The sequence below is a fragment of the Lysobacter sp. TY2-98 genome (assembly GCF_003367355.1).
Classification (GTDB): domain Bacteria; phylum Pseudomonadota; class Gammaproteobacteria; order Xanthomonadales; family Xanthomonadaceae; genus Cognatilysobacter.
This window is the reverse complement of the sequence record NZ_CP031413.1, coordinates 1,450,986-1,465,338: the sequence shown is the minus strand read 5'-3', so window position 1 is coordinate 1,465,338 and position 14,353 is coordinate 1,450,986. Positions and strand designations below refer to the sequence as shown.

The following is a 14,353-nucleotide window of genomic DNA, read 5'->3' as shown; positions in this document are numbered from 1 at the left end:
TAGGAAGGGCGCGTCGCTTACTCGACGACGAGCCCCTCGACCTTCTGCCAACCGCGCGGCAAGAGCCCGCCGCGCGTGGCGCGCTGGCCGACATAAGTGTCGAGGTCCTTGTACGACAGCGTCATCGTGCGTGCGCCCGACATCACCACTACCGACTGCTCCGGGGTCACCACGACCACGTCGACGACGCGCTCCGTGCCGAGCTTCGCCTTAGGAATGTCGATGATCTTGTTGCCCTTGCCGCGATCCATCTCGGGCAACTGGTCGACCGCGAAGGCCAGCACGTGGCCGGCACTCGTGGCGGCGACGACGCGCGCGCCCTTGCTCGTCGGCGCGATGGCGGGCTGCAGCACCTCGGCGTTCGGCGTCAGCGACAGCATCGCCTTGCCGGCCTTGTTGCGGCCGACGAGGTTGTCGAACCTGGTGACGAAGCCATAGCCGTGGCTGCTGGCGAGCAGGAAGGTCTGTTCGCCCTCGCCACTCGCGAGCGCCTGGATCGCCGCACCCGATGGCAGCGAGAAGCGACCCGTCAGCGGTTCGCCGTTGCCGCGCGCCGAAGGCAGCGTGTGCACGGCCGCCGAATACGCGCGACCGGTCGAATCGAGGAACGCGACCTGCGCGGTACTGCGCGTGCGCACGGCGGAGAGCAGCTCATCGCCTTCACGGTAGCTCAGGCCCGCGGCATCGATCTCGTGACCCTTGGCCGCGCGCACCCACCCCTTCTGGCTGACGACGACCGTCATCGGCTCGCTGGCGACGAGCTCGCTTTCCGAGATCGCCTGGGCGGCGCCGCGCGCGACGAGCGGCGAACGGCGGGCGTCGCCGAACTTCTTGGCGTCGGCGAGCAGCTCGTCCTTGATGAGCTTGCGCAGCTTCGCCTTGCTCGCCAGGATGGCCTGGATGCGGTCGCGCTCGGTGGCGAGGTCTTCCTGCTCGCCGCGGATCTTCATCTCCTCGAGGCGCGCGAGCTGGCGCAGGCGCGTTTCGAGGATGTAGTCGGTCTGCTCCTCGGTCAGGCCGAAGCGTGCCATCAGCACCGGCTTGGGCTCGTCCTCCGAACGGATGATGCGGATGACTTCATCGAGATTGAGGAACGCGACCAGCAGGCCTTCGAGCAGGTGCAGGCGACGCTCGACACGCTCGAGGCGATGGGTGAGTCGGCGTGTCACCGTGTCGCTGCGGAACTGCAGCCACTCGCTCAGCAGCGCCTTCAGTCCCTTGACCTGCGGTTTGCCATCGAGGCCGATGATGTTGAAGTTGACGCGATACGAGCGTTCTAGATCGGTTGTCGCGAACAGGTGGCCCATCAGCGGGTCGACGTCGACACGATTGCTGCGCGTCACCAGCACGATGCGCGTCGGGTTCGCGTGGTCCGATTCGTCGCGGATGTCCTCCAGCCACGGCAACTTCTTCGCACGCATCTGCGTCGCGATCTGCTCGATCACCTTGCCGGGCGAGACCTGGTACGGCAGTGCGGTGATGACGATGTTCTGGCCGTCCTTCTGCCAGATCGCACGTGCACGCACGCTGCCGGTGCCCGTCTCGTACATCTGCAGCAGGTCGTTGCGTGGCGTGATGATTTCCGCAGTGGTCGGATAGTCCGGGCCCTGCACGTATTCGCAGAGATCGCGGGTGGTGGCGTCCGGATCGTCGAGCAGTCGCACGCAGGCGCTGACGACTTCGGTCAGGTTGTGCGGCGGCACGTCCGTCGCCATGCCGACGGCGATGCCTGTGGTGCCGTTGAGCAGCAGGTGCGGCAGGCGCGCGGGCAGCCAGCTCGGTTCCTCGAGCGTGCCGTCGAAGTTCGGATCCCAGTCCACCGTGCCGTGCGCGAGTTCGCCGAGCAGCACTTCGGCGATCGGCGTCAGCTTGGATTCGGTGTAGCGCATCGCCGCGAACGACTTCGGGTCGTCCGGCGAACCGAAGTTGCCCTGGCCTTCGATCAGCGGATAGCGATACGAGAACGGCTGCGCCATCAGCACCAGCGCTTCGTAGCAGGCCGAGTCGCCGTGCGGGTGGAATTTACCGATGACGTCACCGACGGTGCGCGCCGACTTCTTCGGCTTGGCGCCCGCGTTGAGGCCGAGTTCGCTCATCGCGTAGACGATGCGGCGCTGCACGGGCTTCAGGCCGTCGCCGATGAAGGGCAGCGCGCGGTCGAGCACCACGTACATCGAGTAGTCGAGATAGGCGCGCTCGGCGTATTCGCGCAGCGGGATCTGCTCGAAGCCGTGGAAGGTGGAGCGGGGCGAATCGGTCATGGAGGTCCGGGAGGCGACGCGAGCGGCGCTCGCGATGGCGCGGGCGCGGCCCGCGGGAGTTCGATTTCGCATGGATTCTACGTGCGCGCTGGAGGCGTTCAGCATCCGCGTCGGAGGTCTCAGCGGCCGCGACCGCTTTCGGCGCGCGACTTGTGGACGCCGTCCCGTTGACATCGCGTGCACCGGCAGCGAACATACGCGCCCTCGCCAGTGACCACGTCGCTGGCCGGGCCCGGGTGGCGGAATTGGTAGACGCACTAGTTTCAGGTACTAGCGGGTAAAACCGTGGAGGTTCGAGTCCTCTCCCGGGCACCATCCAAATGTTTCAGGAAGTCCCTCGCGGATCTGGAACGACCAAAAAGCCTCGCGAAAGCGGGGCTTTTTTGTTGCTTGCAAGCCCCGGAAGTCCCGTTGCATGGCGGGTGTTGTAAGGATACGGTTGGGGAGACGGCCGCCAGCGCCATCCGGCGTATGGGCCCAGAATCTCCCTACGCTATGCCTCGCCAAGCTACGCCGCTCACGCAGGTCCGCCTGCGCAGTGCGAAGGACAACGATTTCCCGCTGTGGGACGGCGGCGGTCTCCACGCCATCGTTACCCCTTCAGGCGAGCGGCATTGGCGCTTCAAGTACCGCCGGCCCGACGGCCGCGAGAACCGTATCGCCTTCGGAAACCTGCGCGAGGTCTCGCTCGCCGAAGCGAGGCAGTACCGCGATCAGGCGCGAGCGCTGCTCAGGAACGGTACCGACCCGGGCGTCGCGCGGCAGACAGCCCGAGCGGACGCGCGATTGGAGACGGCAGGGGCATTCGAGGCAGTAGCGCACCAGTGGCTGGCCTTCAAGGCGAAGGAATGGGCGCCGGAGACGCTGCGGAAAGCGACCTACGTGGTGTCCGAATACCTCGTGCCGAGGTTGAAGCGGAAATCCATCGCAGCCTTACGGACCCGAGATGCTGCCGAGGTGTTGGCCTCGATTGCCGAGGTGGCGCCCAGTCTTGCCGTGAAGGCCCGGCAGTATTTGGCCGGCATCGTGGACTTCGCGATCAAGCGGGGTATGCGTGAGGATGGCCGCACTCTGTCGTTGAAGGGAACCGTGCCGAAGCACGGGAAGTCGCACATCAGCGCAGCGACCGAAATGCGGGAGCTGCGTAACCTGCTTATCGCTCTACGCGACTACAGGTCTCCCGTGACGCGCTGCGCGTTGCGACTCGCCATGTACACCGCAATGCGGCCGGGCGTCGTGGCGGGCGCGCGTTGGGACGAAATCGATCTGGTGGCGTCCGAGTGGCATGTGCCGGCGTCGCGCATGAAGACCCGGCACGCGCATATCGTGCCGTTGCCCCGGCAGGCAGTGGAGGACCTGCAGTTCGTGCGTCAGTTCAGCGGCGGGCACGAATATGTGTTTCCGGCGCAAGCACGGCAGTCCACGCCGCATCTCCATCGTGACTCCCTGTCGAAGGCGCTGCGTGACATGGGCTTCAAGGGCCGACACGCCACGCATGGGTTTAGGGCAACGCTACGCACGATAGGACGGGAGCGCCTAAACATTGACGCCGATGTGCTGGAGGCGCAGCTCGCCCACGCGAAAAAGGGTGATGTCGCGAAGGCATACGACCGCACGCAACATCTAGCTGCGCGCCGCCGCGTGATGCAGGCATGGGCAGACTTCCTCGACGAGTTGGTTGCGTAGCGATGCCGCGCAAGAAGCCGCCGCCGCAGCCTTTGTCGATTCGCTACGAGTTCGAGCGGCCGGGCCCGGTGACGGATATCGGTTGGAGCAAGGCCGAAGGAGATGCTTTTGCGCAGAGGCTCGCCCTGCGGCTCGGGCAAGCCGGGTTGCTGCCGGAAGGGCAATGGACCGATGCCTTCCACATCACGAGCCAGCTAATGGGCGAATGGTGTGCCGAGCGCGAGGAGATCGTCCGCTTGGCGCTACGGCGGTCGAGTGCGTCGCAGAAACAAGCGAAGGGCATGCGCGCGAGAATCGAGCGCGACGCCCCGCTTACCAAGAAGGCACGGATTCTGGCGCTGCCGCGCACACTGTCGACAGAGGAGGTGGCTCGGCGGGTCAAGTGCAGTCCCGGGCATGTCCGCGACGTGAGAAGAGCCGCCGGTCAATAACTGTACCGGCGCGCGCGCTGCGATGGTCGCGTTGCCCGAACCGCGGGCGATACCTGGCAGCCCCATGAAACACGCAGAGTCCTTCGAACCGGTGTGCCTGCTTCCCCAGAGCGAGGTGATGCGCCGGTGCGGTTTGTCCCGCTCGCAGCTCTGGCGAATGGCCCGCAATGGCACGTTCCCGCGCCCCCTTCACGTCGGCCGCAGCGCCCGGTGGGCTTCGACCGCCGTCGACCGCTGGATTGCCGACGTGGTAACCGCCGACTCGAAAGGAGGTGCGCCGTGAACGTGGATGGACGCGTTCTCGACGACCTGCACCGGGTCGCTGACGAGCTCGGCGCGGCATTGGCGGAGCTGGCGCACGCGCCAAGCGCGGAAACCGTGATGCGTGCCGACGCCGCGCTTGCCCTTGCACGTCATATCGTCGCCGTGGTGAGCGTGGGCATCGCCGGTCATGGGGTGCGCAATGGCGTCTGACCGCCGCCGTCGGGAAAAGGGCCGCGTCGTGGACGGTGCGTTCATCGCAGTCCCGATCGCCGTCCTCAACAGCGAAGCGGTCGTGGGATTGTCCGCAAACGCGAAGCGCCTTCTCGTCGACCTCTTCGCGCAGTACCGCTACGGACACAACGGCGATCTGTCGCCGTCTCGAACGCTGATGAAGGCTCGGGGATGGACGTCACACGCGTCGCTGCAGGCGGGGATTGCGGAACTGGCGGACGCAGGGCTCATTCAACTGACGCGACAGGGAGGGCGGCATCGGGCCGCCCTCTACGGGTTCACGTGGCAGCCGATCAATCGCTGCGACGGCAAGCTCGACGCGCCGGAAACGGGCGTCGCATCCGGCTTGTGGAAGCAGCCGCTGCCTCGCCGACCGAAATGCGATCGCAAGCCTCGTGGGCGGGCCACCATGGCCCGTCCCACGGGCCAACGCAGCCCTAGCAGTGGGCGCTGCAGCCGCGCCGTAGGCCCGGAAGTCGGGCCGGTCATAGCGTTAAGCCCGCCCGCTGTGGCCCTTGCGGCGGGCACCTCTGAGACTGTGCCATGTGCCGTGTTGCTCGCCCGGCGGAGAAAGTGGCGCGGACGGCGGATGACCCGTCGTCTCGTCGCGCCTCGACCGGGACCCCCGGGGGGGATTCGCCCAATTCCTAGCGAACGGCGCCCCACCGGATCCCACCACGCCCTTTTCGACAATGGCCACAATTTCGAAAACCGGAGGCCGCGATGAAACGTGATGCTGCATGGTCCCATCGGCCGAACCGCGTTTTCCCGCCAGACGACCTGCCTGCTCATCTCCGCCCTATATGGGCTGCCGAGTTCGACGACGTTGCGTCCGGTCATTTCGTCGCCGCCGACCGCAGTGCAATGCTCGACCTTTGCACGCTCGTAGATGAAACCTCCAAGGCGCTCGTCGCCATGAGGAAGGAGCGTACACGCGACACCATGACGCATTGGCGTGCGTGCATGGCGCTTTGTCAGTCCGCGCGGCGGGCGCTTCGACTGTCGCCGCAGTCGCGGCAGAGCCCACGGCGTGCTGGCGTCCTCGCGCACGGCGCCATGCGCGACGATGGTTCTGCCTACGACCCGCCTGCGCGCGGAAACCATAATTGGCGGGAGTTGTTCCACAACAACAGCACGCAACCGGCGAGCGACTCAGCGGGCACGAAGCCTTTGCCTCGGCGCGTGGACCGGGCTTGATGCGTTGACGCTTGTCCACAGGGGCGCGCAGCCGATGAGACGGGCTCTCAGACAATGCGCGCATGGATCCGCACCCAGATTTGCGTTATCGACGCACCGCGAAGATGTTGGAATGCCGCTTCCGCGGCTCGCGCATCGCGTATGCGAGCTTGCTCGCGTCAGGGTGTTGGGAACTTCGGTGCAGTCACGACTGCGAGCCGACATCGCACGCCGACTACGACGCTGCATTGCGGGAAATGGTCGGCTGGGCGCGGCAGTTCGCGTGGCGGCAGACGGAACGTCGCTGACCATGTGGCAGAAGGCAAAGATTCGCGGCCCGTTCTATTGGCTCGACCATGACGAAGGCTCCAACCTTCGCTTCAATTTTTGTACGCCGGCATGGGTCCGCCGGCGGGATGGTTGTTGGTTCGTCGAGTTGCACCACTGGAAAGGGACGATGACCTTTCGTGTTGCTTCGAGGTCCACCGGCAAGCGTTACACCGAGCGGTGGGTCGACAAGCAGGGGATGTTCTGGGCCGGTCCTCGAAAACACGAGCGGCGCTAACGTCCGATTGAGCATGTGGCGCAATAGCGCTTTACAGTGCCGGTCCGGGAAGGGCTCCTGCCTGTGCGCCTGCGTTTGACTGCGCGTCGGCAAGCACGTTGTTGCTACGCCGCTTTAGCTGTTGAAGGATCTCTACGGTCGAATCGCGAGCTTGCCAAGGATCTTCATCAGAGCCAGACCGTTTCGCTGCCCTTGGTCTTCGCGGTTGTTATTGAAGACGACGTGCACGTCCTTAACATCCCGCGAAAGCTTGACGATGGGCTTCGCAACTTCACGCAACTCGGCGTCGGAATAGTCGTAGTCGAATCGATCGCTGGCCGCCTTGAGGCCCTTCTTGTCCCACGTTTCGTGATTGCGCCCGTGCATGCGGACAATGACGAGGTCCGGTGTCGCGATTTCCCATACCTGCGGGATGGACGACGCGCCCGTCTGCGGCTCATCGACTACAACATGGGCGACGCCTAGATCCCGCTCCATGGCAATCGTTTTGTGGTCGTGCTTGCCGTCGTACCACGTCCGGTTACGAAATTCGAAGGCCAACCGGTATCCGGGCAGGCGGCCCACGCATTCCTCCAGATGATGCTGCCAATCCGGCGCGGGCGTCACCCACCTTGGGAACTGGAAATGCAGCGCTGCGAGGCGGCCCGCCTTGTGTAAGGGGCGCACGCCGCGCTCATATCGTTTCCACAGTTCATCGCGGATCTCCGCCGGAACGTCCTTGTAGTACAGGTTCCGCTTGCCCTCGAAATGCGACGACAGCTCTTCCGCAATGTCCTTGGGCAGGGCGTTCGCAGGCGTCTGGTGTCCGGTGAAAAGTCGGAACGCCTTGATATTCCAAACGAAGTCTTCGGGTGTGCGCTCGACCCAGAGCTTGGCGTTCGATTCGCTCGGCAGCGCGTAGTAGGTCGAATCGACTTCGACCATAGGGAAGACACTTGCGTAGTACCGCAACCGCTCTTCGGCCGTACTTACGCCCTTCGGATAAAAGAGCTTCGACTTGATAAGGCTGGGATCTGTCCAGCCCGCCGTGCCAACTCGAATTGCCATGCTGCCATCGTAGCCAGTCGGCGTGATGGCGAGCTGAGACGGCGGAGAAGTCCTACATAACGGTACGGTCGGTTCCGACGGACGTAGGCGCAGTGGCGGGCGATTCTATTTCTGCCCCGGGCGCGACCGGTCTACTGATCCGAGGAGGGATGCCTCGGTGAGTCCATACCGGCAGGGACGCTTCCAGCCCGATCATCCACGCGCCCGGGGCCACGTCACCACCAGCGACCTTTGACGGGGTCCGCGCTGGTGGTGACGGCGTGTCCGACATTTAGGGCGAGCGCCGCAACGGCCGAGGCAGACGTCGCGCTGCCAGTCACCGTGGCGATTGCCCTCAGTCACCGCTTACGGGCGGGGGCGCAGGAGGTCATCGAAATCGAACCCAGGTTGCAACGCGAAGGCGCCGAGATAGTGCGTCCGCATGCCGAGCGCGTCATGGAGAAGATCCTCGTACAGCGCGTATGCGTAGTCCGAAAGGTGCGAATAGATCGTCAGGTCCTCACCGTCGTGCACGATTTTCGATCGAAGGTTGAGCAATCGGCCTACATGGAATGTCGCGGCCGCCTGCGGTGGCGAAACCCCGTAAATGCGGGAAAGTCGCTCGTTTACAGGACGCACATGAGATGTGTCCGGCATGGCCAACGTTTCGATTGCGATCCAGTTACTGAGAAAGCTATCGACGCCGAACGACCGCTGTGCCTTGTCGTACCAATGAAGCGATAGTTCGATCCGCCTGCGCTGTGGAGCGGGCGCCGCGTGAAGTCGGTCGGCGGCTTGTCCAAACGTATCCAGTCCCGAGCGCCGAGGTACTCGGAACGCGTGTGGACCAAGAACTGTCTTGCCCGATACGGTCACCAAGTCGGTCGTAAGTGACAGGCAATTCTCTGCAATGAAGTCGTAAGCATAGTTGCGTGAGGTTACGCAGTTAAGAAGGCATGCAAGCACGCTTGCCCGGACGCGCAGTGCGTATTCGTTCGCAGGGCTATTTGTCGTGCATGGCTGCAGTATGGAAAGCCACGCGCCTAATCCCGTGTCCCGATGTGTAAGTGCACCATCGACGACGACGTCTCCTGTGTGGGAAAAGCTTAGGCGCTGACTGCTTGCATCCAAGTACGTTATCGAGCCCCAGCCGGCTAATAGCACGGCGTTATCGATCTCGACACGCTTCGCTGGCCTGAATTCTTCCGGCGTGCCCAGAGCGATGCTGTATAAGGCATGCCATACGTGATCGTGCTGGTTGGACCAGCTCGCAGGAACAAGATCGCGAATCGTCGGGGCGGGCTTCGTCGTCACGACGGACGCCGCCCGGCGCACAATTCAGCGCACGAAAACGCGCGCACGCGCGAAGTCACAGCTCGACCCAGTCGCGTTTGTAGCGGCCTTCTGAGTCGACCGGAACGAACTCGACAAGATCGAAGTCGGCAAGCTGGGTGTCCGCTAGAAGCTTCTCGAAGACGTGCCGTCCGTCCGTCCGCTCCGAGCGGATCAAAATTGTTAGCCCGTGTTCTCCCAGTGTCGGCCGCTCGCCTGCAGCCACGGCAACGTTGAATTCGAGCCGCGCCCCGTGTGGATGAAGACCATCGAAACGCGGCCTCGCTAGCAAGCGTGAGGGGTTGCCTAACGCGACAACTCGAATTTCCAGCCCATTTCCTGTGTGCCCGACGTTGACCGCCGCGAAACTCAGGATTTCACGACCGTTATGTGCATCGGACGAAATTCCACCGGCAAGGATGTCGAACTTGGGTGCGGTTCTATATTCCTCTGCGGCTCGCTCTTCGCGGCGTTGTTCCTTCTGCATGGCGAGGTCGGCCGCGTACTGGATGTTCGCTTCTTTTTGAACATCAATCTGTGTCCGCGCGACCTCGATCGTGTCGATGAGCTGCTGGCGCTGCAGGTAGAAGGAGCGGGCCGCCCACGCGACGACGACGGGCGCCAGCAATCCGCCCACGAAGCCGCCGATTTTGTTGAGCTCATCCAAGCTCGGGAAGGTGCCGCCGATGTGGAGGTAGCCGGCGCCCCTTAGCCATACAAGGGTGCCGCCCAAGGTAAGCAGCGTCGCCCCGACGAGAGCCGTGGTTACCCAGTCCGTGCGCGGGCGCCTATTGGGATTGACGGCGCCTGCCGGGGGTGAGGAGGCGTTCATGCCGCGTCTCCGATGCGTACGCACGCCGCTAGACCGTTGTCGAAACTGCCGGCCTCGTCGACCGGATAGAACGCGTCTTCGGCAAAACTGACCCAGTCATATGGCGAGACCCACCGCTGGTATGTCACCCGGCCGTCGGCGCGCCGCGCCTCGACCTCGCACACCAGCGGGAGCTCGTTTAGCTCAGCGAATCGATGCTGTGGAAAGTCGATCGAGACGCCGTGCTTCTGGCCGACTTCAAGGAGACTGCCGGGGTGATCGAACGCGACAACTTGCACAGGCTCCGGAGCAAGGCACGTCATGCGCACCCGAATTCCAAGCGCAATAGCTTGGGTAGCTATCAGTCCGTATTCGAGACGAACCTGCGCGTTTCCAAGGCCTTGGAAGTCGAGCGCACCGATTACCAGCCGTCTCGTCCCGCACGTTACGCCTTCGTCCCGCACGACGAATCGGGGTGCGGTACGCAAGTCCTCCGAACGCACGGCGGCATCGCGCAATTCCTTCTGCAGTTCGAGGTCGCGTCGACTCAGATCATTGGCTTTTAGCTGCAGTGCGATTTGTCGCCGCGTGGCGGCCAATGACTGGAGGATCTGGCGCCGCTGCAGGTAATAACCCCGTGCCGCCCACGCGAGGACCACGGGCGCTAGCACCCCGGCAAGGAAGCCGCCAATGCGGTTGAGATCTTCAACGTCCGGGTACAAACCGCCGGGCCGGAAAAATCCAGCGCCCCACAGCAGCCACAGCGCGACACAGAGCGTCGCGACGGTGACGACAGCTAATGCGTCCTTGAAGGCGTTGCTACGGGCCGACTTTCTCCCCACGGGATCCTCGTAAAAAGTATGAAAGTGCAAATCCGGCGCGACGCGGGGCTGCATCCATCGCTTATTTTCGGTCCGCGACCTTATTCGCGAGAATATCGAACCAGTGGACAGGCGGACTGTCGTCCACGGACGCGATGCTCGACGGCCGGAACAACGCGTGCAGGATGAGTATCCGATCTTGGTCGGTTAATAGCGCCTCACCGCGCTCCTCGTCGTGCATGAACGCCAGAAACGTTTTGACCATGGTCTCTCGTTCCTTAGCGTCGCGCATGAGAGAAAGATTTTCGCTTAGAAGTCGCGCGACGACCTTTGCGATCCAAATGAGCCCGAACGCCGGCACGACCACAGGAACAAGTGCCAGTACCACGGACGTGTTCTTCTGCAGCGAGATCAGCCCGAGGTGCGGCATTGCGTAGACAAAGAAGGCCGTCAAGCTGCCGACGACCAGCGCGGCGAACGCAACGCCCGCAATCGCAGCGCCTGTTGCGTGGCGGCTTGCACGCTTTGACCAGTACTGTGTGGGCGCAGCCATGGCCAACTGCTCGTCATACACGCGATTGAGTTTCGCCCATTGCGCTTCGATGCCGTTTAAGAGCTTCGTGGCGGCTTCGTCGTGTGCCTCTAAGTTCTCGGCGTTTTTGCGCTGCATCGCCACCACGGCGGCGGAGCCAGCTTCGCGAGAAGCTTCGAGGCCTGAGCGCAACGCTTCCAGTGTAGAAACGACCTGCGCTATCTCCTCGCGCTGCGCGCGGAGCCATTTAGGATCTTCCGCAGGTTGTCCTTCGGCGAATAATTCGAACGCGCGGCCGAGACTGGCGAACGTGAGGTTGGGTCCGAAATTGCCGAGGATGTTGGCGGCGTCCGTGCGGCCGGCGACCACTATCAGGGCCGCCACGTCCGGCGCTTGTGGCCACAGACGCTCGACTGCTGGCAGGGCTGGTAGGTCAGCGGTAAGACGTATTCCCTGCTCCACAAGGCCAAGATTCGCGGCGATTTGGTGACGAATGCCGCCGCCGACGGTGTTGCCGCGTTCTTCGTCGGACAGCGTCAGGTATTGACTCGCCTGCGAGCGCAGGACGTCGGCGTAACTTCTTTGTTCATCCCAATAGGCGCGCAGGATGGCGGACGTTAGGCCTTCAACCGGAAAGCTCTGCCATACGCTGCGTTCTTTGTCCGCCCAAGCGATAACGTCTTCTGCAGTCTGGAACGTCAGTACGCGCGACGTGCCGTAGACGCGCGCAGAGATGGGCTCGGGAAATCGGTTCATTCGCCGAGCATAAGCGGGCGCCCCGCTTGGCGGCCCCGGCGCACGGCCGCGCGGCACGTGAGCGCGCCGCACGTTGCCCGGCAACTGTGGGGATACGGATGGGGAGACGGCCTGCACCGTAGCCAAGGTAATGGCAGATTAATCAATAGGTTGCGCCTGTCTTTCGGGCTCTCTCCCGGGCACCACTCATTACGAAGAACCCCCGAGCGATCGGGGGTTTTTTCGTTTCCGGGCGCCCGCGGCGTGGCGTTCCGAGGATGCGTTCCCGCAATCGCCTTGGCGCGGCAGTGAACGCGCGTCGAACGTGGCCGCAGGTCTTGTCCCGCTCTTCACCGCCAAGGCGCGACGTTTTGGCCACGCGCACCGAAACGGAGAGCCCATGAGCAAGCGAGAGCTGATCGAACCCAATCCCGGTGACAAGCGCTACGTGCGACGCGACGAGAAGGGCCGCTTCGCCGAGTCCGACAACGTGTCGCGGTCGCTGGCGGCGGATCGCCGGCAGCACGCCAAGCACGACGCGGGCCCGGGTCAGGGCGATCGCGGCGATCACCAGCCGCGCAAGCATTGACCACTGGATCGAAACGAGAAGCCCGCGGAGTCCGCGGGTTTCTCGTATGTAGGTCGGCTAATGGCGCGTCGTGTTGCGCAGGCGCTCGTCGATGTCGATGCGGATGACGTGCACGCCTTGGATCAGCGGGGCGTCGACGTGCTCGGGGTTGATGAGGATGTTGCAGCTCTCCTCCGACAGCGCGCTCGGCACCTGCGCGGCCAGCGATTGGTGCTCGCTCGACCACGCATCGCCCACGCGCTGCACGTCTGCGTGATACGGCCTGTCGCGCCACGTCGACGGATACGCCTGGACCACGGTCACCCGGCCGCGCGGGAGGTGCGCCTTCGCGAGATACGCGGATTCCGGCGGCGCGCCCGCGCTGTGGGCGAGGAATTCCAGCAAGGCGGCGGCGGGCGACAGCGAGGCATAGATGGCCGGCGTGCCCTCCGACGTCCAGCGCCCCGCGGCGGTCGGCCCGGCACCGAACGGCTTGTCCTTCTGGTCCTCGTCGACGACGCGATAGACCGTCACCACCCCCGGATGTTCGACGCTGTGCTCGGTGGCGCCCAAGCTGTCGGAAGTGGGCGTCGCGGTGAGTTGGGCGGTCGCCGAGACCGGGTCGCTGGCGGGGAACGTGTGCTTCAGCGCGTTGTCGAGTTCCTTGTCCGTAGGGATCACGGAGGGGTGGGGCGTGTGCATCAGGGACCTCGTGAAACCGGGGGGGCGCTCAGCGCCCGTGTCGACCGGTTTTAACAAGGCGTACTCATGGCAGTCGTGAAGCTGCAGCGGCCGAGGAGCTTTTCATGACCAACCCCGCGACGCCCGCATCCACGTCCACCGTCCGAGCTCTGCTGTTCGAGAGCGACCAGCGCAGCCGCGAGGTCGCCCACTCCGAACTGCAGGCGTACGCACCGGTGCCCGACGATCGCCTGCTGTGGGTCGACGTCGTGCGTTCGAATGGCCTGCCCGAAACGATGGCCCGCCTCGGCGCTGATCCCGAACGCCTCGAACCGGGCTCGGCGGGCGAGCTGGGCATGGCGGTCCAGGGCGAATGGAAGTACCTGCACGTGCGCGCGCTGAACTGGCACAGCGGCAACCGGCCGAACGAGGTCCCGGTGGTGTTCGGCGTCGGGCCCAACATCGTGCTCACCGTGCATCGCGAGCCCGTGGACTTCATTTCAGGCGTGCTCGACAACGAAGCGGACCACCTGCGCGTCGGCCGCCTTGAAGCGATCAGCTTCGCGACCACGCTGATGGATCGCATGCTCACCGACTACCTCGACGCCCGCGATGCGTTCGAGACGCGCCTCGACCGGCTCGAGCTGCTGATCCTGCGCCGCCCGCGTCCCGAGCATCTGAGCGAGCTGCAGGCGCTGCGCCATCTCGCTTCGCGCCTGCGCCGGCACCTCGCCTCGCAACGCGATCTGTTCGATGCGCTGGGGCGCCCCGACTTCGATCCCCGCCAGTCCGAATCCGCGGAGAACCACTGCCGACTGGTGAGCGCGCGCTACAGCCGCGTGATGCAGGCGATCGAGGCCGCACGCGAACTCGTCAACGGCAGTTTCGACCTCTACACCTCGCGCACCGCCGAGAGCACGAACGAGGCGGTCTACACGCTGACGGTGGTGACCGTCGCGATGGGGCTCGCGGCGACGCTGGCCGGCGTGCTGGGCATGAACTTCCAGGCCCCCCTGTTCGACACGGGTGCGACGGGGTTCTACATCACCGCGAGCGTGATCGGTGCGGTCCTGCTCGTTTCGGGCCTGTGGGCGGCCTGGCGGCTGCGACGGAGCAGGCGTTAGCCGACACCCCCTTCATGAACGTGTGAGACGATCCCATTCATGAAGCAAAAGAAATCCTCCCGCGCTGGCGCGGGCAAGGGCACCGGCAAGGGCGGCCCGTCGGCACCCA

The 14,353-nt window shown here is 64.4% G+C and carries 13 protein-coding genes and 1 tRNA gene; 7 read left to right on the top strand and 7 right to left on the bottom strand.

What is annotated here, in order from left to right:
• Positions 1–17: 17 nt before the first annotated feature.
• Positions 18–2,261: a DNA topoisomerase IV subunit A gene (parC, locus tag DWG18_RS06895; protein ID WP_115646518.1), complete on the bottom strand. Its 2,244-nt coding sequence runs from the start codon at positions 2,259–2,261 to the stop codon at positions 18–20.
• Positions 2,262–2,491: 230 nt separating this feature from the next.
• On the opposite strand from parC, the gene DWG18_RS06890 reads away from it, so the two are divergent.
• The 5 genes from DWG18_RS06890 to DWG18_RS15255 all read left to right on the top strand — a co-directional run bounded on the left by DWG18_RS06890 (position 2,492) and on the right by DWG18_RS15255 (position 6,614).
• Positions 2,492–2,576, top strand: a tRNA-Leu gene (locus DWG18_RS06890).
• A 180-nt stretch (positions 2,577–2,756) separates the two neighbouring features.
• A complete protein-coding gene (locus DWG18_RS06885) occupies positions 2,757–3,947 on the top strand; it encodes an integrase arm-type DNA-binding domain-containing protein (RefSeq protein WP_115646517.1) in 1,191 nt (396 codons plus the stop codon).
• Positions 3,948–3,949: 2 nt separating this feature from the next.
• Positions 3,950–4,378: a hypothetical protein gene (locus tag DWG18_RS06880; RefSeq protein WP_115646516.1), complete on the top strand. Its 429-nt coding sequence runs from the start codon at positions 3,950–3,952 to the stop codon at positions 4,376–4,378.
• A 279-nt stretch (positions 4,379–4,657) separates the two neighbouring features.
• Positions 4,658–4,852, top strand: coding sequence for a hypothetical protein (locus DWG18_RS06870; protein WP_115646515.1), 195 nt, complete (start codon positions 4,658–4,660; stop codon positions 4,850–4,852).
• Between the two features lie 1,507 nt (positions 4,853–6,359).
• Entirely contained in the window at positions 6,360–6,614 is a 255-nt protein-coding gene (locus tag DWG18_RS15255; protein ID WP_162823741.1) for a hypothetical protein, read from the top strand.
• Between the two features lie 132 nt (positions 6,615–6,746).
• Here DWG18_RS15255 and DWG18_RS06865 read toward each other — a convergent pair whose 3' ends face one another.
• The 5 genes from DWG18_RS06865 to DWG18_RS06845 all read right to left on the bottom strand — a co-directional run bounded on the left by DWG18_RS06865 (position 6,747) and on the right by DWG18_RS06845 (position 11,892).
• Positions 6,747–7,661, bottom strand: a complete 915-nt coding sequence (locus tag DWG18_RS06865) for a DUF72 domain-containing protein (protein ID WP_115646514.1) — start codon at positions 7,659–7,661, stop codon at positions 6,747–6,749.
• 345 nt (positions 7,662–8,006) lie between these two features.
• Positions 8,007–8,954: a HEPN domain-containing protein gene (locus DWG18_RS15250; protein ID WP_162823740.1), complete on the bottom strand. Its 948-nt coding sequence runs from the start codon at positions 8,952–8,954 to the stop codon at positions 8,007–8,009.
• A 55-nt stretch (positions 8,955–9,009) separates the two neighbouring features.
• On the bottom strand, positions 9,010–9,804 hold the full coding sequence (locus tag DWG18_RS06855; protein ID WP_115646512.1) for a hypothetical protein: 795 nt from the start codon (positions 9,802–9,804) through the stop codon (positions 9,010–9,012).
• The gene (locus DWG18_RS06850; protein ID WP_115646511.1) at positions 9,801–10,679 is read right to left on the bottom strand and encodes a hypothetical protein; all 879 of its coding nucleotides are present in this window, start codon (positions 10,677–10,679) and stop codon (positions 9,801–9,803) included. The genes DWG18_RS06855 and DWG18_RS06850 overlap by 4 nt, the downstream gene beginning before the upstream one ends.
• 7 nt (positions 10,680–10,686) lie before the next feature.
• Positions 10,687–11,892 (bottom strand): DUF6161 domain-containing protein, encoded by a 1,206-nt coding sequence (locus tag DWG18_RS06845; protein ID WP_115646510.1) that lies wholly within the window; start codon positions 11,890–11,892, stop codon positions 10,687–10,689.
• A gap of 379 nt (positions 11,893–12,271) precedes the next feature.
• Here DWG18_RS06845 and DWG18_RS06840 point away from each other — a divergent pair, with 379 nt between their 5' ends.
• Positions 12,272–12,460 carry a hypothetical protein gene (locus tag DWG18_RS06840; protein ID WP_115646509.1) on the top strand — a complete coding sequence of 63 codons (189 nt, stop codon included), beginning with the start codon at positions 12,272–12,274 and terminating at the stop codon, positions 12,458–12,460.
• Between the two features lie 57 nt (positions 12,461–12,517).
• Here DWG18_RS06840 and DWG18_RS06835 read toward each other — a convergent pair whose 3' ends face one another.
• Positions 12,518–13,141, bottom strand: a complete 624-nt coding sequence (locus tag DWG18_RS06835) for an RES domain-containing protein (RefSeq protein ID WP_115646508.1) — start codon at positions 13,139–13,141, stop codon at positions 12,518–12,520.
• A 104-nt stretch (positions 13,142–13,245) separates the two neighbouring features.
• Here DWG18_RS06835 and DWG18_RS06830 point away from each other — a divergent pair, with 104 nt between their 5' ends.
• Positions 13,246–14,244 carry a CorA family divalent cation transporter gene (locus DWG18_RS06830; RefSeq protein WP_115646507.1) on the top strand — a complete coding sequence of 333 codons (999 nt, stop codon included), beginning with the start codon at positions 13,246–13,248 and terminating at the stop codon, positions 14,242–14,244.
• Positions 14,245–14,353 lie beyond the last annotated feature (109 nt).